Origin of the sequence: Pseudomonas sp. FP215, from assembly GCF_030687795.1 — a bacterium.
Lineage (GTDB): Bacteria > Pseudomonadota > Gammaproteobacteria > Pseudomonadales > Pseudomonadaceae > Aquipseudomonas > Aquipseudomonas salmasensis.
In genome coordinates, this window is record NZ_CP117447.1 from 4104748 (window position 1) to 4129936 (window position 25189).

The 25189-nt window shown below is 61.4% G+C and carries 21 protein-coding genes; 9 read left to right on the forward strand and 12 right to left on the reverse strand.

The features are described 5' to 3' along the window. Window positions 1–79 precede the first annotated feature (79 nt). Together PSH76_RS18485 and PSH76_RS18490 are read right to left on the reverse strand one after the other, a co-directional pair. Window positions 80–1492, reverse strand: coding sequence for a PLP-dependent aminotransferase family protein (locus tag PSH76_RS18485; protein WP_305492693.1), 1413 nt, complete (start codon window positions 1490–1492; stop codon window positions 80–82). 200 nt (window positions 1493–1692) lie between these two features. After that, on the reverse strand, window positions 1693–2454 hold the full coding sequence (locus PSH76_RS18490; protein ID WP_098952214.1) for an SDR family oxidoreductase: 762 nt from the start codon (window positions 2452–2454) through the stop codon (window positions 1693–1695). Window positions 2455–2682: 228 nt separating this feature from the next. Here PSH76_RS18490 and PSH76_RS18495 point away from each other — a divergent pair, with 228 nt between their 5' ends. After that, the gene (locus PSH76_RS18495) at window positions 2683–3690 is read left to right on the forward strand and encodes an NADP-dependent oxidoreductase (protein WP_305492694.1); all 1008 of its coding nucleotides are present in this window, start codon (window positions 2683–2685) and stop codon (window positions 3688–3690) included. A 695-nt stretch (window positions 3691–4385) separates the two neighbouring features. On the opposite strand, the gene pyrF is transcribed toward PSH76_RS18495, so the two are convergent. Beyond that, complete coding sequence (gene pyrF / locus PSH76_RS18500) at window positions 4386–5084, reverse strand: orotidine-5'-phosphate decarboxylase (RefSeq protein WP_032892612.1); 699 nt, start codon at window positions 5082–5084, stop codon at window positions 4386–4388. Window positions 5085–5343: 259 nt separating this feature from the next. On the opposite strand from pyrF, the gene PSH76_RS18505 reads away from it, so the two are divergent. Continuing rightward, a complete protein-coding gene (locus PSH76_RS18505) occupies window positions 5344–6108 on the forward strand; it encodes a response regulator (RefSeq protein WP_014717756.1) in 765 nt (254 codons plus the stop codon). Next, window positions 6108–7139 carry a HAMP domain-containing sensor histidine kinase gene (locus PSH76_RS18510; RefSeq protein ID WP_044273032.1) on the forward strand — a complete coding sequence of 344 codons (1032 nt, stop codon included), beginning with the start codon at window positions 6108–6110 and terminating at the stop codon, window positions 7137–7139. The genes PSH76_RS18505 and PSH76_RS18510 overlap by 1 nt, the downstream gene beginning before the upstream one ends. A gap of 548 nt (window positions 7140–7687) precedes the next feature. Here the strand turns inward: PSH76_RS18510 and PSH76_RS18515 are convergent. The 9 genes from PSH76_RS18515 to PSH76_RS18555 form a co-directional block, all read right to left on the reverse strand. Next, entirely contained in the window at window positions 7688–8752 is a 1065-nt protein-coding gene (locus PSH76_RS18515) for an AI-2E family transporter (RefSeq protein ID WP_003190063.1), read from the reverse strand. Between the two features lie 72 nt (window positions 8753–8824). Continuing rightward, complete coding sequence (locus tag PSH76_RS18520) at window positions 8825–9643, reverse strand: DUF4892 domain-containing protein (RefSeq protein WP_305492695.1); 819 nt, start codon at window positions 9641–9643, stop codon at window positions 8825–8827. Window positions 9644–9745: 102 nt separating this feature from the next. Further along, window positions 9746–10600: an alpha/beta hydrolase gene (locus PSH76_RS18525; protein ID WP_305492696.1), complete on the reverse strand. Its 855-nt coding sequence runs from the start codon at window positions 10598–10600 to the stop codon at window positions 9746–9748. Continuing rightward, the gene (locus PSH76_RS18530) at window positions 10597–11400 is read right to left on the reverse strand and encodes an alpha/beta fold hydrolase (RefSeq protein WP_305492697.1); all 804 of its coding nucleotides are present in this window, start codon (window positions 11398–11400) and stop codon (window positions 10597–10599) included. Before PSH76_RS18530 ends, PSH76_RS18525 begins: the two co-directional genes overlap by 4 nt. A 97-nt stretch (window positions 11401–11497) precedes the next feature. After that, window positions 11498–11941 (reverse strand): hotdog fold thioesterase, encoded by a 444-nt coding sequence (locus tag PSH76_RS18535; RefSeq protein ID WP_014717751.1) that lies wholly within the window; start codon window positions 11939–11941, stop codon window positions 11498–11500. A gap of 30 nt (window positions 11942–11971) precedes the next feature. Beyond that, the gene (locus PSH76_RS18540; protein WP_305492698.1) at window positions 11972–13621 is read right to left on the reverse strand and encodes an AMP-binding protein; all 1650 of its coding nucleotides are present in this window, start codon (window positions 13619–13621) and stop codon (window positions 11972–11974) included. Between the two features lie 548 nt (window positions 13622–14169). Further along, window positions 14170–14619 carry a phosphohistidine phosphatase SixA gene (gene sixA / locus PSH76_RS18545; protein WP_032892620.1) on the reverse strand — a complete coding sequence of 150 codons (450 nt, stop codon included), beginning with the start codon at window positions 14617–14619 and terminating at the stop codon, window positions 14170–14172. Continuing rightward, entirely contained in the window at window positions 14616–14963 is a 348-nt protein-coding gene (locus PSH76_RS18550; protein ID WP_003190047.1) for a DUF4389 domain-containing protein, read from the reverse strand. The genes sixA and PSH76_RS18550 overlap by 4 nt, the downstream gene beginning before the upstream one ends. Window positions 14964–14973: 10 nt before the next feature. Next, a complete protein-coding gene (locus tag PSH76_RS18555; protein ID WP_044273025.1) occupies window positions 14974–15999 on the reverse strand; it encodes an NAD(P)H-dependent glycerol-3-phosphate dehydrogenase in 1026 nt (341 codons plus the stop codon). A 195-nt stretch (window positions 16000–16194) separates the two neighbouring features. On the opposite strand from PSH76_RS18555, the gene PSH76_RS18560 reads away from it, so the two are divergent. The 6 genes from PSH76_RS18560 (at window position 16195) to PSH76_RS18585 (ending at window position 25179) form a co-directional block, all read left to right on the forward strand. Continuing rightward, window positions 16195–18315 carry a TonB-dependent siderophore receptor gene (locus PSH76_RS18560; RefSeq protein ID WP_138763462.1) on the forward strand — a complete coding sequence of 707 codons (2121 nt, stop codon included), beginning with the start codon at window positions 16195–16197 and terminating at the stop codon, window positions 18313–18315. Window position 18316: 1 nt separating this feature from the next. Next, complete coding sequence (locus tag PSH76_RS18565) at window positions 18317–19243, forward strand: ABC transporter substrate-binding protein (RefSeq protein WP_032892623.1); 927 nt, start codon at window positions 18317–18319, stop codon at window positions 19241–19243. Beyond that, on the forward strand, window positions 19240–21141 hold the full coding sequence (locus PSH76_RS18570) for an ATP-binding protein (protein ID WP_305492699.1): 1902 nt from the start codon (window positions 19240–19242) through the stop codon (window positions 21139–21141). Before PSH76_RS18565 ends, PSH76_RS18570 begins: the two co-directional genes overlap by 4 nt. Window positions 21142–21390: 249 nt before the next feature. After that, window positions 21391–21906 carry a 3-hydroxyacyl-[acyl-carrier-protein] dehydratase FabA gene (gene fabA / locus PSH76_RS18575; RefSeq protein WP_003190035.1) on the forward strand — a complete coding sequence of 172 codons (516 nt, stop codon included), beginning with the start codon at window positions 21391–21393 and terminating at the stop codon, window positions 21904–21906. 11 nt (window positions 21907–21917) lie between these two features. Then, complete coding sequence (gene fabB / locus PSH76_RS18580; RefSeq protein ID WP_003190033.1) at window positions 21918–23138, forward strand: beta-ketoacyl-ACP synthase I; 1221 nt, start codon at window positions 21918–21920, stop codon at window positions 23136–23138. A 488-nt stretch (window positions 23139–23626) separates the two neighbouring features. Next, a protein-coding gene (locus PSH76_RS18585; RefSeq protein WP_305492516.1) for an IS3 family transposase occupies window positions 23627–25179 on the forward strand; the annotation gives its coding sequence in 2 pieces (ribosomal slippage) (window positions 23627–24089 and window positions 24089–25179; 1554 coding nt in all). Window positions 25180–25189: the final 10 nt, after the last annotated feature.

Below are 25189 nucleotides of genomic sequence, written 5' to 3' on the forward strand. Positions count from 1 at the left end.
GGCCAGGTTTACAAGCAGCGAGATTCGCAACCCCGAGGCACTGAGCACAAGCCGCTGGCGCCGGAATAATGGCAAAAAGCTACATGTGCGTCGTTTTCAGAATGGTCGAGGTCGATCTTGCCGCGCCCATGGCGCGAAACAGCGTCAACGCGCGCTGATCAGCGGCGTAGGCCACATTGATACGCAGCCATTCGCTGCGCTCACCCGTGGGGCTGAACAACGCCCCCGGCGACAGCAACACACCGAGCCGCTGGGCGCAGGCTTGCAGTCGCAGGGGGTCGGCCAAGCCCGGTCGCGCCCACAGGAACATGCCACCCGCGGGTGCGGCAAATACCTGCCACTCTTCATCCTCCAGCACCTGCAACGTCGCGGCCATCTGCGCGTTCAGGCGCTTGCGCAGGCGCTGCACCCACTTACGGTAAGTGCCGTTAGTCAACAACGTCGTCACCATGGCTTCGGCAAAACGTGAAGTGCCGATGCCAGTCAGGGTCTTGAGTTGGGCCAATTGCGAGATGATCGCAGCACTGGCGCACAGGTAACCCACGCGCAGGGCGCTGCTCAGGGTCTTGGAAAAGCTCGACACATAGATCACCCGGTCATCATGGGCCAGCGCCGCCAAGCGTGTGCAACTGGCATGTTGCAGGTCGCCGTAGACGTCCTCTTCGATAATCAGGAAGTCGCGCTCGCGTGCCAGCTCCAACAAGCGCTCCGCCACCGGACGGCTCAAACTGGTCCCTGTGGGGTTGTGATACAGGCTGTTGATGAACAGGCACTTGGGTCGGTGGGTGTGCAGCAGCGCTTCCAATGCCGGGATATCCGGGCCACCACGGGTGCGCGGCACTTGCAGCAGCGTGACCCCCTGAAAGGCCAGTTGGCGATAGAGGTTGCCATACCCTGGGGTCTCGACCACCACCTTATCACCGGGCTTGAGCAGCGTGCGTATCAGCAGGTCCTGGGCATGGCTGGCGCCATGGGTGGTGAGGATACGGTCCAGGCTGGCAGGTACGTGTATCTGGGTCAGGCGCTTGAGCAGTTGTTCGCGCAACGCCGGCAGCCCCAGAGGCGTGCTGTAGTTGAACAGGCCGCCGGTGTCGGTACGGCTCAGTTCACGGATCGCGTAGCTGATGTCATCGCTTTCGCGCCAAGTGTCGGGTAACCAGCCGCAACCCAGCTTCAGCTCGCCCAGCGGGCCATCGGTAAAGGCGCCCCAGCCCTGTTCCGCACCTTCATACCAGTGGTTTTCGTGGGCCGTGGTGGGCTGCGCTACCACAAACCCCGAACCCTGCCTGGGGGCCAGCAGCCCCTGGGCCACCAACCGCTCGAATGCCTCGATCACGCTGGCCTGGCTCAGCAGGTTATCGAGGGCCAATTGGCGAATGGACGGCAAGCGTGTGCCAGGGCTCACCCCTTCCTTGCGAATCCATTCTGCCACCGCGCTGACGATCTGCTGAACAACCGGTACCTGGGCTTGTCGATCAATCCCTAAATCCATGAGCCACTCACTTAAACTGTCTGTTAACCCAAAACAGTTAAGCACAGAAGCCTGTTAAAACCGGTCGCCAACTTTTATTAAAGTATTGATTTTATTGAGTTATTTACCTACTGAAACATATTCAGGCACAGCCCACTGCCTGCCATGGAAACGCCCCACAGCGCCTGGATCTGTTTTCGAATGCCGCGCGACCTGCCGTCCTAGATCGCCGTCGCGCCACCGTCCACCGCCAGGGCCTGACCGGTGGTAAACCCTGCGCCATCACTGCACAGGTACAACACGGCGCTGGCGATTTCCTCAACCTTGCCAATGCGTCCAACGGGGTGCATGGCTGCGGCAAACTCAGCCTTGCGCGGGTCAGCCTCATAGGCGCGGCGAAACATGTCGGTATCAATCACGGCCGGGCAGACGGCATTCACGCGGATTTTCTTCTTCGCGTACTCGATGGCCGCTGATTTGGTCAGGCCGATCACCGCATGCTTGGACGCCGCATAGATGCTCATCTTCGGGGCCGCCCCCAACCCCGCCACCGAGGCGGTGTTGACGATGGCCCCGCCGCCCTGGGCCAACAGCAACGGCAGCTGATACTTCATGCACAGCCACACGCCTTTGACGTTAACCCCCATGATGGCATCGAACTCATCGAGACTGCCGTCGGCCAGCTTGCCCTTTTCGATCTCGATGCCGGCGTTGTTGAAGGCGTAGTCCAGGCGCCCATAGGTGGCGACGGTCTGCGCCATCAATTGCTGTACGTCGGTGTCGAGCGTGACGTTGCAGCGCACAAATATCCCTTCGCCACCGGCCTGGTGGATCAGTGCCACAGTGCCCTCGCCTCCCGCCACATCGAGGTCAGCGACCACCACCTTCAAGCCTTCGGCGGCGAATGCCAGCGCGGTGGCACGGCCAATACCAGCGGCGGCGCCGGTCACCAAAGCGACCTGGCCGGAAAACGTCATGCTCATGGGAACTGTCCTGTGGAGTTAGTAGCGGTGGAGCGAGTCTAGCCAACGCCGGGAGCCGCGCGTCAGCACTATCAGAAGGCCGGTTGGCGCTGCATGAATCGCAGTGATAAAGCCGCCCGGCTGATTATCAATGAGGCCTATTGCCGGGCATTCGCCTGCGCCGCACACCCTTGCCCTTCTGCTACTGAGGGTCTATCACTCATATTCCCTTTCTAAAGAGTCCTTGCCATGACCGCCCAGACCAACCGCCAATTTCTGCTTGCCAAACGCCCGGTCGGTGCAGCCACGCGCGAGACCTTCACTTACCAGGAAGTGCCGGTGGGCGAACCCCAGGACGGCCAGGTGCTGGTGCGCAACGAATACCTGTCCCTCGACCCAGCCATGCGTGGCTGGATGAATGAAGGCAAATCCTACATTCCACCGGTGGGCATCGGCGAAGTGATGCGCGCCCTGGGCGTCGGCAAGGTACTTGCCTCGAAGCATCCGAACTTCGCGGTGGGGGACTACGTGAACGGTGCACTGGGCGTGCAGGATTACTTCCTCGGCGAGCCCCGTGGCTTCTACAAGGTGGACCCCAAGCTGGCGCCCCTGCCCCGCTACCTGTCCGCCCTGGGCATGACCGGCATGACGGCCTACTTTGCTCTGCTGGAGACCGGCGCACCGAAAGCCGGTGACACCGTGGTGATCTCCGGTGCTGCCGGTGCCGTGGGCAGCATCGCCGGGCAGATCGCCAAGCTCAAGGGCTGTCGCGTGGTGGGAATCGCCGGTGGCGCCGAGAAGTGCAAGTTCCTGGTCGATGAGTTGGGCTTCGACGCCGCCATCGACTACAAAAGCGAAGACGTGCCCGCCGCCCTCAAGCGCGAGTGCCCCAAAGGCGTGGACGTGTATTTCGATAACGTCGGCGGCGATATTCTCGACGCGGTGCTCAGCCGCCTGGCACTCAAAGCCCGCGTGGTGATTTGCGGTGCAATCAGCCAGTACAACAACAAGGAAGCGGTCAAAGGCCCGGCCAACTACCTGTCATTGCTGGTCAATCGTGCGCGCATGGAAGGCTTTGTGGTGATGGACCACGCGGCAAACTTTGCGACGGCGGGTCAGGAAATGGCCGGCTGGATGGCCCAGGGCAAGCTCAAGAGCAAGGAAGATATTGTCGAAGGGCTGGAGACATTCCCGGAAACGCTGATGAAGCTGTTCAACGGCGAGAACTTCGGGAAGTTGGTGCTCAAAGTCAGCTGAAACAACACAAAAACAAATGTGGGAGCTGGCTTGCCTGCGAAAGCGGTGGGTCAGATTAATTAATCTGACCCACCGCCATCGCGGCATAGGTATCTACACAACTGTGCAGTTCGCCGCAGCCACCGGGTAACCACGATGCGAAGCGAGCCGCTCTTGATCTTGATCTTAGGCGCCCCGTTAAACCACGCTGGCCGGAATTCGACAGGGATTTGGGGGGTAAACCGGCAGGGATGCCGGTTTAGCCGCCCCGCGCCATGGATGGCGCGTGGCGGCGGCCCCCCAAATCACTGGCGGATTACGGGCACACCGAGCCTAGGCGAGGTGCCGAGTGGTGGGGCAAGAGCGCTTTGCTTACTTTCGCGCTTTTCGAAAGTGAGCCGCTGTCAGAGCGGAACCCTAGGTGGCCGTTACCTAAATAACGGATATGTACCGGGTCTAACTGCGTTGACTATCAGGCCGTCTTCGCAGCGATGCGGCGACCCGACAAGCCAGCTCCCACATTTGAATCAAGTGCGTCAGAAAGATAGGCGCCGGCTGTCAGGCCGTCACGGGAGCAAGCTCCCTCGCCACAGGTCCAGTGTCGTCCCAAAATTGTGTAGATACCTATGGCCATCGCGGGCAAGCCCGCTCCCACAGGGGATCTGTTCCTTGCACTGATTCTGTGGGCAGCCCACATTTTTTGCTCACTCTAAAAATCAGGCGATCTCGGCGACGACCGCTGCCAACGCTTTTGCAGGATCCGCCGCCTGGCTGATCGGACGGCCGATCACCAGGTAATCCGAGCCCGCATCCAGGGCCTGGCGCGGGGTCAGGATACGGCGCTGGTCATCCTGAGCGCTGCCGGTAGGACGAATACCCGGTGTCACCAGTTGCAACGACGGGTGAGCGTTCTTCAGGGCCTGGGCTTCCAGGGCCGAGCACACCAGGCCGTCGAGGCCGGCTTTCTGCGCCAGTGCTGCCAGGCGCAACACCTGCGCCTGCGGCTCGATATCCAGGCCAATGCCTGCCAGGTCTTCGCGCTCCATGCTGGTGAGCACGGTCACGCCGATCAACAACGGTTTGGGGCCGCTGCGCTGTTCCAGCACTTCGCGGCAGGCGCTCATCATGCGCAGGCCACCGGAGCAGTGCACATTGACCATCCACACGCCCATCTCGGCCGCGGCTTTGACGGCCATCGCCGTGGTGTTGGGGATGTCATGGAATTTCAGGTCAAGGAACACTTCGAAACCTTTGTCACGCAGGGTGCCGACGATTTCCGCCGCGCAACTGGTGAACAATTCCTTGCCGACCTTGACCCGGCAAAGCTTGGGGTCCAACTGGTCAGCCAGCTTCAGTGCGGCGTCACGGGTGGGGTAATCCAGGGCGACGATGATAGGAGTCTGGCAGACGGACATTGGAATGGGCTCTCAGGCAAGTCGAAATCGGCGCGGATTGTAGCGCAAGCAGCGCCGTTGCGGGATCCGATGATCGGTAAATACCGATCAAGCGCCCAATACCGGCGATTCAGGGTAATTGTTTCAACCTCGATACATTCACGACACGCCCCCAATACGCCGCCCGGCTAGCCTCGCGCACATGACCGCCCGCCCAGCACTTCCAGCCCTGGAACTGGGCGCCTATGCTGACAGCCACACTCAGGCAGATGACCTCGCTATGCATACCCCTTGCGACCCTGTAAACGAAGCGCCAAAAGACGCGGTGATCGCCGAAGACAAGCGCTGGAACACCCGTGCGCTGATTGTCGACGACGACGTGCCGATCCGCGAACTGCTGATCGACTACCTGGCACGCTTCAATATTCTCGCCTCGGGTGTCACCGACGGCACCGCCATGCGCCAGGCCATGCAAGCGGAGACCTTCGATGTGGTGGTGCTCGACTTGATGTTGCCGGGCGAAGACGGGCTGACCTTATGCCGCTGGCTGCGCGCCGAGTCGGACATTCCGATCCTGATGCTTACTGCCCGTTGCGAACCTACCGATCGCATCATCGGCCTGGAACTGGGCGCTGATGACTATATGTCCAAGCCGTTCGAACCCCGAGAACTGGTCGCGCGTATCCAGACCATCCTGCGCCGGGTGCGTGATGACCGCACCGAACAGCGGGCCAATATCCGTTTCGACACCTGGCGCCTGAACAGCGTGCTGCGCCAGCTGGTGGCCGATGATGGCCTGGTGGTGCCGTTGTCCAACGCCGAGTTTCGTTTGTTGTGGGTGTTTATCGAACGCCCGCGCCGCGTACTGAGCCGCGAACAGCTGCTGGACGCGGCCCGTGGGCGCTCCATCGAGGCTTTTGATCGCAGCATCGACTTGCTGGTGTCGCGCCTGCGCCAGAAGTTGGGGGATGACCCCAAGGCTCCGCAATTGATCAAGACCGTACGCGGCGAAGGCTACCTGTTCGACGCCCGGGATATCGGTTGATGCGCGCCCCCTTCAATACGCTGTTCGGGCGACTGTTCGGCCTGTTGTTGGTGGCGATTGTGCTGGCCCACGTGCTGGCATTCTTCTGGTTCCACCACTACGGCCCGCCGCCACCGCCCCGCGCGGCGTTCGTCGAACAACCGGACGGCAGCCTCACGCCTTTGCGCAAAGCGCCTCGCCCCTGGTTTGGCGGCCCGGTGGTGCCCCTGACGTTTCAATTTATCTCGCTGATCATCGCCGCCTGGTACGGCGCCAAACTGCTGAGCCGGCCGATCCAGCGCCTGAGCGCGGCGGCCGAGCGCTTGAGCGTCGACCTCGACAGCCCGCCCCTGGTGGAATCCGGCCCTCGCGAAGCACGCCAGGCGGCCTCCACCTTCAACCTGATGCAAAAGCGCATCCGCGAACAGGTCAGCCAGCGCGCCCGCATGCTCGGCGCGGTCTCCCATGACCTGCGCACCCCGCTCTCGCGCCTCAAGCTGCGCCTGGAACAAATCGAAGACCCCAAGCTGCAAGGCCAGATGCGCCAGGACCTGGACGACATGATCGGCATGCTCGATGCCACCTTGAGCTACCTGCACGAACAGCGCACCAGCGAGACACGGCATTGGCTCGATGTGCAGGCATTGGTGGAGTCTTTAAGTGAAAACGCCCAGGACCAAGGCCGCGACGTGCAATTTTCCGGCACCTGTACGCCGTTGCAGGTGCAGCCGATGGCCCTGCGTTCCTGCCTGAATAACCTGATCGACAACGCCCTGCGCTATGCCGGCACCGCCCGGGTAGAACTGGCCGACAGCCGTGGCGCCCTGGTGATCCGGGTGATCGACCACGGCCCGGGGATCGCCGCCGATAAGCGCGAAGCGGTGTTCGAGCCGTTCTTTCGCCTGGAAGGGTCGCGCAACCGCAATTCCGGAGGGGTCGGTTTGGGGATGACCATTGCCCGGGAGGCCGTCGAGCGACTCGGCGGCCACCTGAGCCTGGAGGACACACCGGGTGGTGGTTTGACGGCGGTGATGTGGTTGCCGAGGGTTTAAGCACTCCCATTACCTGACGCGCCGCGATCCAAATGTGGGAGCTGGCTTGCCTGCGATTGCGCAGTGTCAGTCGATGAAGTGTTGGCTGGCCCGCCGCTATCGCAGCATAGGTATCTATACAATTTTGTAAGTTGTAGCAGCCGACGGTAACTACGATGCGAAGCGAGTCGCTCTTGATCTTGCTCTTAGGCGCCCCGTCAAACCACGCTGGCCGGAATTCGACAGGGATTTGGGGGGTAAACCGGCAGGGATGCCGGTTTAGCCGCCCCGCGCCATGGATGGCGCGTGGCGGCGGCCCCCCAAATCACTGGCGGATTACGGGCACACCGAGCCTAAGCGAGGTGCCGAGTGGTGGGGCAAGAGCGTTTTGCTTACTTTTGCGCTTTTCAAAAGTGAGCCGCCGTCAGGGCGGAACCCTAAGTGGCCGTTACCTAAATAACGGATATGTACGCGGTCAAATCCAACATCCCGGTCGGCTGTCAGGCCGTCTTCGCAGGCAAGCCAGCTCCCACAGGTGCAGCGTCGCATGACAGTTATGTAGTCACCGATCAGTTACACGGTTTGTCTTCACGGCGCACCTGCGCCTGGCTCGCGCTCCAGTCTGTCAGCAGGCTGTAAGCCACCGCCAACAACGTCGGGCCGATAAACAGGCCGATAAAGCCGAACGCTATCAACCCGCCAAACACGCCCAACAACACAATCACCAACGGCAGGTTGCCGCCACGGCTGATCAGGTACGGCTTGAGCACGTTATCCACGCCGCTGATCACGAACGTGCCCCACACGCCCAGGAACACCGCGTAGGTGTAGTCGCCCTTCCACGCCAGCCACGCCGTGGCCGGGATCCACACCAGCGGCGGGCCCATGGGAATCAGGCTGAGCAAGAAGGTCACGATACCCAGCACCAACGCGCCCGGCACGCCTGCGATCAGAAAGCCGATCAGCGCCAGCAGCGCCTGGGCCGCAGCGGTGCCGATCACACCATTGACCACCCGCTGTACCGTGCCGGCCACCAGTTCGATGTAATAGCCAGCACGCTCGCCAATCAGGCGCTCCAACAGGCGGTGCACAAACATCGCCAGGCGCGGCCCGTCACGGTAGAAAAAGAACACGAAGACCAGGCTCAGGGTCAGCTCAAGAATGCCGCCGCCAATTTGCGCACTGCGCGCCAACAACCAATTACCGACCTGGCCCAGGTACGGCTTGATGCTCACCATCAGCGCCGCGCCTTGTTGATCAATACTGTCCCATGTCGCCACCAGGCGCTCGCCTACGAAGGGGATCGACCCCAACCAGGTCGGCGCCTCGGGCAAGCCGTCGACCTGGATGTCCTTGATCAGCGCCACTGCATCACGCACATGGTCAGCCAGGTTGAACCCCAGCCACACCAATGGCACCGCCACCAGCAACATCCAGCCCAACGTCAGGATGCCAGCCGCCAGGGATTCCCGACCGCCCAGCCAGCGGGTGAGCAAACGCATCAGCGGCCAACTGGCAAAGGCCAGCACCGCGCCCCAGAACAGCGCCGACCAGAACGGCGCCATGACCCAGAAGCTGGCACCAAACAGCACCAACAGCAGGATTTGCACCAGCAGGCGATCGTTATTGAGCATCGGGTATCTCGAGAAGAAGGCTGTAGAAAGAGAGCTTAGGCGAACGGCGCGGGTCCGTTCGCCCTGTGGTGCTTAGCGTATCAGATGCAGATGCAGCCCTTGGGTTTCACCGCTGCCGGTTTCCAGACGGGCGGTGCGCACGCCCTTCTCCACCAGCGCCTGGCGCCAGGCCTCGGCCTGCGGGCCGTTCAGGCTGACGCGCAGGGTGGTATCGAGGTTCAAGGCGCGGGATATCAAGGTCAGCCAGGTGTCATCCGGTTCGGCGCCCAGCGCGGGGAAATCCAGCTCGCCGGTGCTTTTGAGTTCACGCAGCAGGGTGGCCGAGGTGGGCAGCAGGTCGCCTAAGGGCGCGCTGGCGTCGAGTTGCTCCACATGCAGGTAGGCGCGGCGGTTACCACGGGTGATGCCGTACAGCGCGACCAGGGAATTGTCCTGCGGGGCGGCCAGGCGTAGCAGCAGGTATTCCTGTTGGCCGTCGGCGCCCACCAGCTTGGCGTTGCCGAACACTTCGTTGGCCCACAGGCTGCTTTCGCCACAATCGCGGGCCTTGCACCAGAACAACAACTGCGCCCCCTTGGCCTGCAAAGCTTCGCGCGTTGCGGTAAAGGCAGCGCTGGAGCTGTGTTCAGCGGGCAGTTCATAGGTGATTGCAGTGGCCGGGCCGCGCGCGATGGCTTGGCCTTCATAGCGCAACTGGCCGCTGATCTTGCGGATCGCGCCCATGGGGTAGATGCGTTCCTTGTCTTCAGCGGGGCGGTAATCGACGATTTGCGCATCCACCTGGCGGGCTACCGCCGGTAAATCCTGGCTGCCCGGCAGGTCGGCGGCAAATACCAGGGGGCTGAAACAGCAAAGGCCAAGGGCACGGATACTTCCTTTACCCAGGCTCATCGGATCAGTGAGCCCTGGCCAATGTTGGTCACAGCGATATTGAGTGTGTTCATGGTTGACTCCCTTTCAATCCGCCCAGCCTCGGCAGTTGACCCCGCCAAGTCAAGGCGTGGAGAAGAACCGATTGAAACAGTCTGCAACAAGAGCCGCGCCGGGCTCGTCATTCAGGTGTAAATGATGGCCGCCTGGCAGCGTGGTAACCGTGAAGGGTAGCTGAGAAAGCAATTCGGGATGTTTCGCCAGCATGCCGTCAGCCGCGACCACCAACTGCGTAGGGCACCCTATCCTTCGCACGAAAGCCATGGCTTGTTCTTCGGTCAGGCGCATCGGCGACGCCAGGGTCAGTCGGCTGTCGCTGCGCCAGGTGTAACCGCCCGGTACCGGCATCAAACCGCGCTGGGCCAGGAGCTGCGCCGCTTCACGGCTGACCGCCACCACGCCTTTCATCCGCGCCTCAACCGCTCGATCAAGGCTGTTGTAGACCGGCTTGCGCTTATCTTGCAGGCTCAATTGCGCCTGCAAGGCCATGCCCAGGCGCTCGGCCGCGCTCTCGCCGCTGGCGGTCGGCGGGATCACGCCATCGATCAGGCCCAGGTGTGTCACCCGCTCCGGCAAGGCCCCGGCCAACACCAGGGAGACGATGGCGCCAAGAGAGTGGCCGAGTAATGCAAAACGTTTCCAACCCAGTTGCTCGGCCACCTGCAGCACGTCGTAGACGTAATCCCACAAGGCATAACCGGCGCCGGCCGGGCGGTGCGCCGAATGCCCATGCCCCGCCATGTCCAAGGCGACGATGCGCAGGCCGTGCAGCTTGGGCGCCAGGCGCGCAAAGCTGTTGGCGTTGTCCAGCCAGCCATGCAGGGCAATCACCGGCAGGCCGTCCTCGGGCCCGAACAGATGCGCGGCGAGCTCGATGTGCGGCAGGCTCAGGCGTACCTCTTCGACAGGTGTGCTCATGCGCAACTGCGCTCACGGGCCTGCCAGCGGGCGAACAGATTTTTGATCAAGGCGGCGGTGTCCTGAGGGCGTTCAAGGGGGAACATATGGCCGCCGGGCATGGTGAGCATTTCGCCCACGGGCAAGCGGTCGACGCCGCTGGCATGGTGACGCATCACCACTCGGCTCTGGCGGCCACGCACCACGGCCAGGGGCACCTTCAACTGGCGCACCTGGCCCGGGCTGGTGTGGGGCACGCCGCGATAGATGCTGATTTCGGTGGCCGGGTCGAACCGCAGGCGCAGGCGGTCGCCCACTTGCAGCAGGCCATGTTGCAGGTACGCGTCAAAACAGTCGGGGTCAAAGCCCCGGAACAGGGTCTTGCCGGCGAAGTAGCTGCGCGCGGTGTCCAGGTCGGTGAATTCTTCGCGCCGGCCAAGGGTGCGTCCGGCTGGGGTGAGGCGGTCGATAAAGCCAAAGCGCTTGGCAGCGCGGATCACCCAGCGGTCTGCGCGGGTGAGCACCGGTGAATCCAGCATCACCACGCCCCGATACAGGTGCGGGCAGCGCATGGCCGCGTGCAAATGCAGCACGCCGCCCAAGGAATGGCCTACGCCCCAGACCGGCTCTGGCTGCTGCTCCAGATGGTGGATGAGTTCGTCCACGAGGTTCTGCCAGTTATCATCCACCGGGAACCTGGGGTCGTGACCGTGCTGCGGCAGATGTGCCACTGCATATTCCGGGGCCAGGGCAGCAAACAGCTTGCCGTAGGTGGCCGAAGGGAAGCCATTGGCGTGGGTAAAAAACACGTGCTGCGACATACAGTTTCCATCAACCAGAACAGAGGGGGATTGTCACCATGCCCGGCGCCTACAGCAATGACTGTAACTGCCAGGAATGATGACACTCACGCCACGCCTATCGCGCCGGCGGTTGTTCACCCAGCGGCACCACGGCCATGGTCAGGCGTGAGACACAACTGGCCTTGCCCTCGTCGCTGCTCAAGCGGATGTCCCACACCTGGGTGGTGCGCCCGATATGAATGGCCTTGGCCACCGCCGTCACCCGCCCGCTGCGCACACCGCGCAGGTGGTTGGCGTTGACCTCCAGGCCCACGCAATAGAACTTGCTGGCATCAATGCACAAATAGGCGGCCATGGAGCCGACACTTTCGGCCAGCACCACCGAGGCGCCGCCGTGCAGCAGGCCGTAGGGCTGATGGGTGCGGTGGTCGACCACCATGCTGGCGGTAAGGGATTCGTCGTCGAAGCTTTCGAAACGAATATCCAGCATTTCACCGATGGTGTTTTTCTGGATCGCGTTGAGGTGTTCGATATTCGGTTGGGTACGCCACAGGCTCATACGGTTGTCCTTGTTGGTTTTATTACGGCCCTAATCCTGCCACAGAACGGTTTCGCCGCGCGCGCTCCACGCTTGCAAATGTGGCCCGTACGTCGACTCGATCACGTTGCGCTTGATCTTCAAGGTCGGCGTGAGAAAACCGTTTTCCACCGCCCAGTGATCTTTCACCACCACCAACTGCCCCATGCGCTCATGCTTATCCAGGCCGGCATTCACCTGTGCCAGCCAACGCTGAAGGCCACTGCCCAGGGCGTGGCGGTCCTCGTCCGGCGCCGACAACACGCACAGCCCGATCGGTGCGCTGAGCCCCTCGCCGATCACACACACCTGTTCAATACGCGCATGTTCGGCCAAGCGGTTTTCAATCGGCGCCGGGGCCACGTATTTGCCTTTGCTGGTCTTGAAGATCTCCTTGAGGCGCCCGGTCAGGCGCAGCCGGCCGTCCGCGTCCTGCTCGCCCTTGTCCCCCGTGCGCAGGAAACCATCTGCGGTGAGCGTATCCGCGGTTTTCTGCGGGTCCTTGAAATAGCCCAGCATGGTCGCGCCACTGTGTACCTGCACTTCGCCTGACGGGTCGATACGCACTTGCACACCTGGGCAGGACTGGCCGATCCAGCCGAGCCTTTGCCCGCCAGGGCGACACACATGGGAATAGCCGCAGTTTTCGGTCATGCCATACACCTCCAGCACATCCAGGCCCAGGCGCTGATACCAACGCAGCAACGCCTCGGGCACCGGCGCCGCGCCGGACAGAGCGATACGCAGCGCATCCAGCCCCAGACCGGCGAGGACTTTATGGCCGACGCGCTTGCCGATAAAAGGCAGGCGTAACAGGGTATCGAGGCGTTTTTCCGGGATTTTGGCGTAGACGCCCAGTTGGAATTTGGTCCAGATGCGCGGCACACCAAACAAGGCCGTCGGCCGCGCCCTGCGCAGATCGGTGAGGAACGTCTCCAGGCTCTCGGCGAAAAAAACGGTTTGCCCGGTATAGATCGACGCCATTTCAACAAACATCCGCTCCGCCACATGGCACAGCGGCAGGTACGACAGCAACCGGTCACCCTCCCCCAGGCCGAACAACTCAGTACCGCGCGTGGCAGCAAAACCCAAGGCGCCGAAACTGTGCATCACCCCTTTAGGCAGGCCCGTAGTACCGGAGGTGTAGATAATAGTGGCCAGGCTGGCGGCATCCGGCAGCGGGTTGTCCTGGATAGGAGAACAGGCTTGCAGGTCCATCCAACTGAAATCGAAAGTCCCCTCCGGACACAGCGGCAGGCTGATAGTCGGCACCCCCGCAGGAACGCCAGGCGCCATCGCCGGCCAGTCATCGAGTTTACCGATCAACGCCAACCGCGCCTGCGAATGGGTCAACACATGGGCGACGGACTCAGCGGTGAGGTTGGGATAAAGCGGCACCGACACATGCCCGGCCATCCAGATCGCCAGGTCGGCGATGATCCAGTGGGCGCAGTTTTTTGAAATCAGCGCAATGTGCGAGCCCAGGGGCAACTTCCGCGCACGCAGCCAGTGCGCAGCGCAACGCGCCTGGTGGCCCACCTCGCCCCAGGTGAGGGTCTGCACCTCACCGCCGCCGATGGGCTGAACAAGAAAAACTTTACGCGGGTGCCGCGCTTCACGCTCAAAGAAGACCTGCAACGGCAAACGAAAAGCGACAGGCATGGGACGCACTCCTTTGTGATCCGAGATACAGCCAACCAAGCACTTGCTTGGCTGACTGTATAGCACAGGCAAAGGAAACGGCCTGCCGCTAACCACGATGCGAAGCGAGTCGCTCTTGATCTTGATCTGCTTGTGATCTTGATCTTAAGCGCCCCATCAAACCACGCTGGCCGGAATTCGACAGGGATTTGGGGGGTAAACCGGCAGGGATGCCGGTTTAGCCGCCCCGCGCCAAGGATGGCGCGTGGCGGCGGCCCCCCAAATCACTGGCGAATTACGGGCACACCGAGCCTAAGCGAGGTGCCGAGTGGTGGGGCGAGGACCTTTTGGTTACTTTTGGGTCCTTCCAAAAGTGACCCGCCGTCAGGGCGGCCCCCTAAGCCGCCGTTACCGCAGCAATGGATATGTACCCAATCCAACTGTGTTGACTGCCAAACCGCCTTCGCGAGCAAGCCCGCTCCCACAGTTGGATTGTGGGGTGTCAGGTGGACAGGTGTTGGCTGGCAGGCCGTCATCGCAGGCAAGCCAGCTCCCACAGTTGGAGTGCGTTAGGGATTCTTCACATCCACCAGACTCATCAACCCCGCCAACGGAAAGTCCCCCTCAAGCTGCGCCAAGCTGGCCGTATACATCGGCTGTGGCTGACGCTGATGCCCATGCTGCAAAAAACTGATCAGGTTGCCCACCAACGGCTGGTGGCTGACCAACAGCACGTCGTCATCGGTATCGAGCTTCTCCAGCACCTGTCGAACATCCTCATCAGGCGTCAGCCACGGCACCGTAAGGATCTCGCGCTCAAACCCCAGCACATCGCGCACCAACTGCGCCGTCTGCTGCGCTCGCACATAAGGGCTGGCAATGATGGCGCCCAAGGGCTGGCCAATCAGGTGCGCAGCACTGCGCAAGACTTCGGCACGCCCATGCTCGGTAAGGTTGCGCTCGGCGTCCGTGCGCGCATGCGCTTGGGCCTCACCGTGACGCAAAATCCATACCTTCATAGCTTCGGCTCTTCATCACGCACCGGGTGCGGTGCCGGCGGTACGCTGTGGGCCGCTTCACCTTCGGGCGCACGCGGGGTTGGCCAATCGGCGAACGGCCAAGGCTTTTGTTCAGTGTGGAAGCTGCCAAAGCGGCCGATCTGCGCCAGGAACTGGCTGAGGCTGTCGCCAAAATTCATCAGGCCCAGGTTCGGTGCGCCGTAGATCAGCCGGTAAATCAATTGCACCACCACCAGCGCGCCGAGCAGGAATTGCGCCACCTGCCATACCAGCGCAAACACCAGCATCCACAGGATGCGCAAGACAATCGACTCGTAAGGAGGGGCAGCTTTGGGATCGTTCATGACGCGTTCCTCAGTTGAAACCACTGGTGGAAATAAAGTCGACATCGGTCTTGGGCTCGGCCCGCATCAGCAACTCGATGACCTGGTTCAAGGTGCGCCCTTCGAACAGGATCGCGTGCAGCCCGGCGACCAGCGGCATATATACGCCCACTTCCTGGGCCTTGGCCTTCAAGACCTTGAGGGTGTTGACCCCTTCGGCCACTTCGCCCAGGCGCGTCACCGCCTCGTCCAGGCTCAGCCCTTGGCCCAAGGCAAACCCGACCTGATAGTTGCGGCTTTTAGGCGATGAACAGGTGACGATCAAGTCACCCACGCCCGCCAGGCCGAGGAAGGTCATGGGGTTGGCGCCCTGGTTCACCGCAAAACGGGTCATCTCGGCCAGGGCACGGGTGATCAACATGCTCTTGGTGTTTTCGCCCATGCCCAGGGCCACGGCCATGCCGGCAATGATCGCGTAGACGTTTTTCAACGCCCCGCCCAATTCGACGCCGAAGCGATCGGCGCTGGCGTAGACCCGGAAGGTACGGCCATGCAGCACGGCCTGGACGCGCTCGCACAAGGCTTCGTCTTCACTGGCAACCACGGTGGCGGTCAATGCGTGCTCGGCTACTTCCCGCGCCAGGTTAGGCCCGGACAGCACGCCAATACGCGCCTGCGGGGCTATTTCGGTGAGGATTTCACTCATCAACTTGAAGGTGTGGGCCTCGATGCCCTTGGTCAGGCTGACCAGCAGCTTGCCGGCCAGGCGTTCGGCGTGGGGCGCCAATACCGAGCGCAAGGCACTGGAAGGCAGCGCGACGAAGCACAGGTCGCAGGCCGTGAGGGTTTCCAGCAGGTCGGTCACCGGCTCGACGGCAGGATGAATCTTGATACCTTTAAGGTAACGGGGGTTTTCGCGATGCACGCGAATGGCTTCGGCCTGCTCGGGGTCGCGCATCCACTGGCGCACCGCGTGGCCGTTCTCGGCCAGCAGGTTAGCCACGGCGGTACCAAAACTTCCGCCTCCCAGGACCGCAATAGGGCGCTGTTCAGTCATATGCAATCCGTTAATCCATACCAGTGGCGATGGCGGCATTATACGGGGCGCCCGGCTTGCGGCCAGCCCCCGTATCAATTCGCGGGGTTGTCGGAAAATGCCATGGAGGTGCGAAGTAATTGCAAGTCCTACGACTGGCAAATAGCCGCGCCTCGGTTAACATGGGCGGCTATCCGCAATTAACAAGGCCGTGCCGTGTATCTAGGCCCCCCTCCTCGTTCATCACTGTTATTGATGCTGGCGTGCGCTACCTGCGCGCAAGCCGACGATCTATTCCTCGACAGCCAGCCGCTGCCGCAGGTCTTGACCGCCACGCGCCTTAAGCAATCGGCCGCCGCCGTGCCCGGCAGCATGACGGTGATCGACAGTGAGCTGATCAAGGCCAGCGGCGCCCGGGACATCTCGGAACTGCTGCGGCTGGTCCCGGGGATGATGGTCGGCTACACCAGCGGTAACCAGGCCTCAGTGAATTACCACGGCACCAGCGCCAGCGATGCACGGCGCATGCAGGTGCTGATCGATGGGCGCTCGGTCTACCGCGCCGGCCTGGCCACGGTGGACTGGAGCGATATCCCGGTGGCCATGGAGGATATCGAGCGCATCGAGGTGTTTCGCGGCCCCAACACGGTCAGCTACGGTGCCAATGCGCTGATGGCGGTGGTGAATATCCTCACCCGCTCGCCGGCCAACAGCCACGGCTCGCGGGTAAAGGTCATCCGTGGCGAGCGTGGCATCAATGACTTCTATGCCAGCCAGGGTGTGGGCTGGGAGACCGGTGATTTGCGCTTGTCCCTGTCCGGGCAACAGGACGATGGTTTTGACAGCGACGCGGCCGGCGCCGACCGCCGTGACGGGCGTCGTCTCAACCGTTTCAGCCTGGCGGTGAGCCAGACCTTGAACGCGCAACAAAGCCTCGACTGGCAACTGAACGTCAAGGAAGGCACCAACCAACGCCCATACACCTACACCCCAGTGTTTGCCGGGATTACCGAAGGCGGCACCAATTCCGACGTCACCGCCAAAGACTACGCCGGCTCCCTGCGCTGGAACTTCGACTTCAACCCCGATCACAGCCTGTATATCCAGGGCTCGGCACAGCAATGGGACCGCAAGCAAATCTGGAAAGCCTGTGACGCCAAGGCCTCGTTCAGCCCTGAATTGACCCAGCTATGGCAGCTCAACCCCAACTATGCCGAATTGCTGGCGCGGCACATGGACACCTACAGCCAAGGCTCCGCCCCACCGGGTAACGCCGCCGAACAGGCCTTGGCCAACCAGGTGCTGGACCAGTGGCGCAACGGCGCCAACCAGAGCGTGTGTGGCGATATCGACCAGAGCACCCGTGAAAGCCGCTACGACCTGGAGATCCAGGACACGCTCAGCCTCTCCGACAGCCTGCGCCTGGTCAGCGGCATGAATTACCGCTACGACCGCGCCGATTCCGAGACCTACTTCAATGGCACCCTGGACGACACCACCTGGCGCCTGTTCGGGCACCTGGAATGGCGCGCCAGCGAGCACTGGCTGCTGCAAGGTGGCGCCATGTACGAAGACACCCACCTGAGCGGCAACTCGCTTACCCCGCGTGTGGCGGTCAATTACCTGATCAACCCCCGCCACGGCTTGCGCGCGGTTTACTCCGAGGCGATCCGCTCGCCGGACATGTTTGAGAACAACGTCAATTGGAGCTACCGCGTCACCAATCTCAGTTCGCCGACCTATGGGCAAAACGCCGGGCAATATTTTGTCGTGACGCGCGGCCCCGGCAACCTCGACAAAGAGTTGATGCGCTCGCGCGAGCTGGGCTACAACGGCTTCTTTGCCGAGCTGGGGCTGAATGTCGACGTGAAGCTGTTCTATGACGAAATCACCGACATGATCAGCTCGCCGCTGCGCAACAACCAATACATCGCCAGCAACGCCAACAGTGCGCGCTTTAGCGGTGCCGAGTCGCAGTTCGACTGGCGCGTGAGTAACGCCGACCGCCTGCGCCTGACCTATGCTTATGTAGACGCCACCTCCAGCAACCCGCGGGACAAGGCGCAAACCGCGCGTAACAGCGGCTCGGCCGGTTGGCTGCGTGAATGGGGCCAGGGTTGGTCCAGCGCCTTGTTCTACTATGGCGACGACGCGCTCAACCAGTATCGCTTCCAGCGGGTCGACCTGCGGGTGGCCAAGCGCATCGCCGTAGGCAAAACCAATGTGGAGCTGGCGGGCATGTTGCAACAACGCCTGGACAACCAGCCCACCACCTGGGCCGACAACAACTACGACCATCGCCACGTTCTCTACTTCAGCGCCGAGCTGGACTTCTGACATGGCCGATCAGTCACGGATGACCCTCTTGGTTTCACGGTTTTGGCGCCGTGGCCTGCTGCTCGCGTGCCTGTTGCTGGCGGCGCCGGCGTGGAGCGCCAACATCCTGCTGACGGCCGCCGAAGACAGCGCCGGCGTGCGCGCCTTTATCCAGGCCCTTGCCCAGCAGCGCCCCGACGACCAGGTCAGCTTCACCCCCCTCAACGCGTTGCCGGCGCCCAGGGACTTGCCTGCCAGCACCCGCCTGATCCTCCTTGACCTGCCCGGCCTGGACTGGCGACTGCAGGATGAACAAGGGCCGCCCACCCTGGTATTGCGCATCAGCCGCCTGCAGGCCCGGCAACGCCTGGGCAACACCCATCCGGCGAAAATCAGCCTGCTCTGGAGCGACCCGCCGCTGGACCGTCAGTTGCGCCTGATCGCCCATATCCTGCCCCAGGCCCAGCGCGTTGGCGTGCTTTACGAAGCTGGCAGCGAGTTCCTGCTGCGCGAATTGACTCAATCTGCCAAGCCCATGGGCCTGGAAATCGTGCCCCAGCTCTGGGAGAACACCAGTGACAGCCGGCCGCTGCAAAACCTGTTCAAGAACAGCGACGTGCTACTGGGCCTCGACGACCCGAACCTGTACAACCCCAAGACCGTAAAAAACCTGTTGCTGAGCAGTTATGCCCAGCAACTGCCGTTAGTAGGGCCCAATGCCGGGTTTGTGCGGGCCGGCAGCCTGGCCAGCACCTACAGCGATCAGGCCGACTGGCTCGCCGTGCTGAATCACCTGCTGGACCAGCCGCCGGCCAATTGGCCGCACACGCTGTACCCGCAACACTTCAAAGTCGTGGGCAACCCGCAAGTCGCACGCTCACTGGGCATCGAACAGGTCGATGAAGTCGCCGTTGCCGCCCGCCTGGCAGAAGGAGAAAAACGCCCATGACCTTGCGCCGTCGTTGGGATATCAACACCCGCACCCAGCTCATTACCCTGGGCCCCGCGCTGCTGTTGACCCTGCTGCTCATCACCTTCTTCACCTTCGTGCGCATCCAGGATTTGCGCCAGGAGCTGGACCACACCGGTCAATTGATCGCCAACCAGTTGGCGCCTGCCACTGAGTACGGCGTGATTTCCGGCAACAACGATGTGCTTGAAACCCTGCTGCGCGCGACCTTGGCCACCCCCCATGTGCGCTTCCTCGAGATCCAGGACAGCGCCGAGAACATCCTGGTGTACGTGGAGCAGCCGTCCGAGCGACATGATCGCTCGCTGTCGGTGAAGGTGTTCCAGGCACCGATCCGCCTGCAACACATTCAGCTCAACAATGACTTTTTCCAGGACAACCTCAACGAACCCAAGGCCCCCCGCGCGGATTACCTGGGGCGGGTGATCGTGGGCATGTCCAACGATGCGTTCAGCCAGCGCCAGCAGGAAATCCTATTCAAAGCCGGGATCCTGGCGCTGTTCGCCCTGCTGTTTACCTTCCTGCTGGCGCGACGCCTGTCGGCGAGCCTGTCAAAGCCGATCAGCGCCATGGGGCATGCGGTCAAGGCCATCCAGCAAGGCGACTACAAAACGCCACTGCCGATCGTCGATGACTCGGAATTGGGCGACCTTTCGCGGCATATCAACAACCTGGCCGAGGGCCTTCAACAGGCCAGTCGCGAACAGCAGCAAGCCATGGCCCAGCTGATCCAGACCCGTGAAGAAGCCGAGCGGGCGAACAACGCCAAGTCGGATTTCCTGGCGATGATGAGCCATGAACTGCGCACGCCCATGAATGGTGTACTGGGCATGCTGCAACTGTTGGAAACCACCGAGATGACCGAGGAGCAGACCGAGTATGCGGCGCTGGCGTCCGAGTCCACCGAGCATTTGCTCAAGGTGATCAATGACATCCTTGATTTCTCGCGCATAGAACGCGCCGCCCTGGAACTGGAACATATTGCGTTCAACCTGGCGGATCTGATCAACAGCTGCGCCCAGGCTTTCCAACACAGCGCCCAGCAGCGCGGGCTGAGCCTGGAACTGCCGATACCCATGGGCATGGAGGCCCTGCGGGTGCGCGGCGATCCGACACGGATCCGCCAGATCCTGGTGAACCTGATCGGCAACGCACTCAAATTTACCGAACGTGGCAGCGTGACCGTCGAGCCCCACTGGCAAACCCTGGACCATGAGCTGGTGTGGTTCACCTGCACCGTGCGCGACAGCGGCATTGGTATTTCCGCCGAACGCCTGGATTTGATGTTCGATGCATTCCAGCAGGCCGACAGTTCGATTTCCAGGCGTTACGGTGGAACAGGCCTGGGCCTGCCGATTGCGCGCACCCTGGCCGAGCGCATGGGAGGTACCTTGCGCGCCCAGAGCGAAGAAGGTCGAGGCTCGGTGTTCACCCTGGAAATTCCGCTGGCCATCGACCAGCAGCATGTGCCGGTGGCCGCTCCTGACGCGCTCGGCAAAGCCAGCGCCGGCGACGGGCGCCACGTGCTGCTGGTGGAAGACAACCCGGTCAACCGCACCGTGGTCGAAGCGATGCTGCGCAGCCTGGGCTTTGAAGTCAGCCTGGCCACGGACGGCGCCGAGGCGATCCGCAGTGCCGAGAGCCTGATTTTCACCGCCATCCTGATGGACTGCCGCCTGCCCTTGATCGATGGCTACGAAGCCACGCGGCAGATTCGCCAACTGCCCGGCTGCGCCGATCTACCAATCATCGCCCTGACGGCCAACGCCTTGCAGGGCGACCGCGAAGCCTGCCTGGCAGCCGGAATGAACGATTACCTGGCCAAGCCGTTCAAACGCACGGATTTGCAGCAAATCCTGCAGCGCTGGGTGCAATAGCGCCGCGCCATCAGCCAACTGCGACTGGCGTGAAAGACGAAAGTGCGGCAGTCTTAGGCACCCGAACGGGCCGATAAACAGGCCCGGTTTAAAATTTCAGTGAACAAGTGTACATTCAGTGCCTTGCCGCTGTGACTTTCACTACAACGCAATAGTCTATGTGTAGGCTGCCGCTATGAGGCATGAACGCTTCATTCGGTTCGGGAAGATTTGCCCTACCCTGCCGCATGGGATTATTGAGGAGCTCGCATGACCAAACAAAACGCCTTTACTCGGGAAGACCTGCTGCGCTGCAGTCGCGGTGAGCTGTTCGGCCCAGGTAACGCGCAACTGCCCGCCCCGAACATGCTGATGGTGGATCGCATCACCCATATCAGCGAAGAGGGTGGCAAGTACGGCAAAGGTGAATTGGTCGCCGAGCTGGATATCACCCCTGACCTGTGGTTCTTCGCTTGCCACTTCGAAGGTGACCCTGTGATGCCAGGCTGCCTGGGCCTTGACGCCATGTGGCAGCTGGTCGGTTTCTACCTGGGCTGGCAAGGCCTGCCGGGCCGCGGTCGCGCCCTGGGTTCGGGCGAAGTGAAGTTCTTTGGCCAGGTACTGCCGAGCGCCAAGAAAGTCACCTATAACATTCAAATCAAGCGCGTCCTCAAGGGCAAGCTGAACCTGGCCATCGCCGACGGTTCGGTGACTGTCGACGGTCGCGAGATCTATACTGCCGAAGGCCTTCGGGTCGGCGTATTCACTTCCACTGACAACTTTTAAGGGTTATCCGCATGCGCCGCGTCGTTATCACTGGTCTGGGCATCGTTTCTTGCCTGGGCAATGACAAAGAGACCGTCACCGCTAACCTGCGTGCAAGTCGCCCTGGCATCCGCTTCAACCCGGAATATGCCGAAATGGGTCTGCGTAGCCAGGTTTCCGGCTCCATTGACCTGCCCCTCGAAGAACTGATCGATCGCAAGATCTATCGCTTCGTCGGCCACGCTGCCGCCTACGCCTACCTGGCCATGAAAGACGCAATCGCCGACTCCGGCCTGAGCGAAGACCAGGTTTCGAACGTACGCACCGGCCTGATCGCCGGCTCCGGCGGCGCATCGACCCTCAACCAGATGGAAGCGCTGGACATCCTGCGCGAAAAAGGCGTGAAGCGCGTCGGCCCGTACCGTGTCACGCGGACCATGGGCAGCACCGTTTCCGCCTGCCTGGCCACGCCATTCCAGATCAAGGGCGTGAACTACTCGATCTCCTCCGCGTGCGCCACCAGCGCCCACTGCATCGGGACTGCCGTTGAGCAGATCCAGCTGGGCAAGCAGGACATCGTCTTCGCCGGCGGCGGTGAAGAAGAGCATTGGAGCCAGTCGTTCCTGTTCGACGCCATGGGCGCACTGTCTACTCAGTACAACGAAACCCCGGAAAAAGCCTCCCGTGCCTACGACGCCAAGCGTGACGGTTTCGTCATCGCCGGCGGTGGCGGCATGGTCGTGGTTGAAGAGCTGGAACACGCCCTGGCCCGTGGCGCCAAGATCTACGCGGAAATCGTCGGCTACGGCGCGACGTCCGACGGCTACGACATGGTTGCGCCAAGCGGTGAAGGCGCCATCCGCTGCATGCAGATGGCAATGTCCACCGTTGACACCCCAATCGACTACCTGAACACCCACGGCACCTCGACCCCGGTCGGCGATGCCAAGGAAATGGAAGGCGTGCGTGCGGTATTCGGCGACAAGGCTCCGAAGATCAGCTCCACCAAGAGCCTGTCGGGTCACTCCCTGGGCGCCGCTGGCGTTCACGAAGCGATCTACTGCCTGCTGATGATGGAAGGCAACTTCATGGCCGGCTCGGCCAACATCGACGAGATTGATCCGGTTGTGGCTGATATGCCGATCCTGACCAAGACCGTTGAAAACGCCAAGATCGATACCGTGATGAGCAACAGCTTTGGCTTTGGTGGCACCAATGCCACCCTGGTACTGAAGCGCTGGCAGGGCAAGTAAGCCCCGCAGGTTGATCACATGAAAAAGCCCCGACTGGTTCGGGGCTTTTTTTTGCGCGTTGATTTGAAACCGCGTCGCCCTCATCGCAGGCAAGCCAGCTCCCACCTTTGAATTGTGAATACAGTCGAATGTGGGAGGCCCCACTAAGTCTTCGACATAGCGCTGTCGCGCATCAAACTGGTTCATCGTAAGGTTTAAGAACGCGTGCGGGGCAAAGGCCGTAGCCAACACTGGTGTGACAGCACCCGAGTGGGAGAGTGGCCTGCACGGTATCGGCGTGGAGTCATTGTCGGCACAGCAAGCTGTGACCACGTATAAGAGAGTGAATCCGCTCGCCACCGTGTACCCCGCACGCGTCATTCAATCCTGCGAGGAATTGTCATGGCGCGCAAGAACCAAAAGCGTTTTGAGGTTATCCCCCGGTGTCAGGGTAGTTGTCGTGTCCCCCGCTTTTTGAAAAGCATTCCGGGGGCGGCAAGAGTATGGTCATGCCTTTCTATTCAGAAGAACGTAAAGCTGCGCTGCTGAAAATGATGCTTCCGCCCCTGAGCCTCTCGGCGGCGGAGGTCGCTCGGCGCGAAGGTTGTAGCGATATGTCTCTCCATTATTGGCGCAAACAAGCTGCCGCCAGAGGAACGCAATTGTCCGATGCCAAGCAACCGGCCGAAAATTGGTCAGCCGAATCCAAGCTGGCGATCATCATAGAAACAGGTTCGCTATCGGAACTGGAAATCGGTGAGTACTGCCGACGAAAAGGTATTTTTCCCGAGCAAATAACCGATTGGCGCAACGCTTTTATCGCCGGCAGCACGAAACAGTCAACCGCGAAAACTGCAAGCTCCGGACAGTCACGGGATGATAAAAATCGTATCCGTGAACTTGAACGTGAGTTGCGCCGCAAAGATGCAGCCCTGGCTGAAACAGCGGCCTTACTGGTACTACGAAAAAAGCTCAATGCCTACTGGGGGAGCGACGACGAGGCCACCTGACCTTGTTGCCAGAACGGTATTTACTCGTTGATTGGCTTAATGAAGCCATTCTGGCGGGCGCCCGCAGGGCGCCTGCTTGTCAGGAGGTAGGCATTTCACTGAGGACGCTGCAACGCTGGAGCTTGCCGCAAGAACTCTTGGCAGATGGACGCACGACGACGCTCAGGCCGATACCGAACAACGCGCTCAGTGAGCTTGAGCGACAAGGCATCGTGACGCTGTGCAACAGCAAAGCTTATGCGCACCTCCCGCCAAGCCAGATCGTGCCGCAATTGGCCGATGAAGGAAGATATGTAGCCTCGGAGGCGACTTTTTATCGTGTGCTGCATGCGGCAGGTCAGCAGCATCACCGATCCAGAGCCAAGCGACCGCATCGCCATGAGGCACCGACCACTTACGCAGCGACTTCAGCTAATCAGGTGTGGTCATGGGACATCACCTACTTGCCGTCCCCGGTTCGCGGGAAATTTTACTACCTCTATCTGATCGAAGACATCTACAGCCGAAAAGCCGTGGGCTGGGAAGTTTATGAAGCCGAGAGCGGGGAAAAGGCGGCAGCGTTGCTGCAACGAAGCGTGACTCAGGAGAAGTGTTGGCGCCAGCCGCTGGTGCTTCACTCGGACAATGGTGCACCAATGAAATCGGTGACGTTACTGACCAAGATGTATGACCTGGGCATCACGCCGTCTCGCGGTCGACCACGGGTTAGCAACGACAACCCGTACTCGGAATCACTGTTCAGGACACTGAAATACTGCCCGCAGTGGCCACAGGCAGGGTTTACCAGCCTGGATGATGCGCGTATCTGGGTGAGGAATTTTATGACCTGGTACAACACCGTGCACCGTCATAGCCGGATCCGCTTCGTAACACCGGCTCAACGTCATGAAGGAAAAGACCGAGAAATCTTGGCTCGTCGAGATGCGATATACCGGCAGGCCAGAGAGAAAAGACCGGAACGATGGTCAGGAGAGACACGCAACTGGAACCCTATCGGGACGGTGTATCTGAACCCCGAAAAGGAGCTGACCGTGGTAATAAAAATCGCGTAGCGCGACGGTG

Coding starts and splice junctions, on each gene's coding strand:
- PSH76_RS18485 (WP_305492693.1), bottom strand. CDS start 1,492: ATGGATTTAGGGATTGATCGACAAGCCCAGGTACCGGTTGTTCAGCAG.
- PSH76_RS18490 (WP_098952214.1), bottom strand. CDS start 2,454: ATGAGCATGACGTTTTCCGGCCAGGTCGCTTTGGTGACCGGCGCCGCC.
- PSH76_RS18495 (WP_305492694.1), top strand. CDS start 2,683: ATGACCGCCCAGACCAACCGCCAATTTCTGCTTGCCAAACGCCCGGTC.
- pyrF (WP_032892612.1), bottom strand. CDS start 5,084: ATGTCCGTCTGCCAGACTCCTATCATCGTCGCCCTGGATTACCCCACC.
- PSH76_RS18505 (WP_014717756.1), top strand. CDS start 5,344: ATGCATACCCCTTGCGACCCTGTAAACGAAGCGCCAAAAGACGCGGTG.
- PSH76_RS18510 (WP_044273032.1), top strand. CDS start 6,108: ATGCGCGCCCCCTTCAATACGCTGTTCGGGCGACTGTTCGGCCTGTTG.
- PSH76_RS18515 (WP_003190063.1), bottom strand. CDS start 8,752: ATGCTCAATAACGATCGCCTGCTGGTGCAAATCCTGCTGTTGGTGCTG.
- PSH76_RS18520 (WP_305492695.1), bottom strand. CDS start 9,643: ATGAGCCTGGGTAAAGGAAGTATCCGTGCCCTTGGCCTTTGCTGTTTC.
- PSH76_RS18525 (WP_305492696.1), bottom strand. CDS start 10,600: ATGAGCACACCTGTCGAAGAGGTACGCCTGAGCCTGCCGCACATCGAG.
- PSH76_RS18530 (WP_305492697.1), bottom strand. CDS start 11,400: ATGTCGCAGCACGTGTTTTTTACCCACGCCAATGGCTTCCCTTCGGCC.
- PSH76_RS18535 (WP_014717751.1), bottom strand. CDS start 11,941: ATGAGCCTGTGGCGTACCCAACCGAATATCGAACACCTCAACGCGATC.
- PSH76_RS18540 (WP_305492698.1), bottom strand. CDS start 13,621: ATGCCTGTCGCTTTTCGTTTGCCGTTGCAGGTCTTCTTTGAGCGTGAA.
- sixA (WP_032892620.1), bottom strand. CDS start 14,619: ATGAAGGTATGGATTTTGCGTCACGGTGAGGCCCAAGCGCATGCGCGC.
- PSH76_RS18550 (WP_003190047.1), bottom strand. CDS start 14,963: ATGAACGATCCCAAAGCTGCCCCTCCTTACGAGTCGATTGTCTTGCGC.
- PSH76_RS18555 (WP_044273025.1), bottom strand. CDS start 15,999: ATGACTGAACAGCGCCCTATTGCGGTCCTGGGAGGCGGAAGTTTTGGT.
- PSH76_RS18565 (WP_032892623.1), top strand. CDS start 18,317: ATGGCCGATCAGTCACGGATGACCCTCTTGGTTTCACGGTTTTGGCGC.
- PSH76_RS18570 (WP_305492699.1), top strand. CDS start 19,240: ATGACCTTGCGCCGTCGTTGGGATATCAACACCCGCACCCAGCTCATT.
- fabA (WP_003190035.1), top strand. CDS start 21,391: ATGACCAAACAAAACGCCTTTACTCGGGAAGACCTGCTGCGCTGCAGT.
- fabB (WP_003190033.1), top strand. CDS start 21,918: ATGCGCCGCGTCGTTATCACTGGTCTGGGCATCGTTTCTTGCCTGGGC.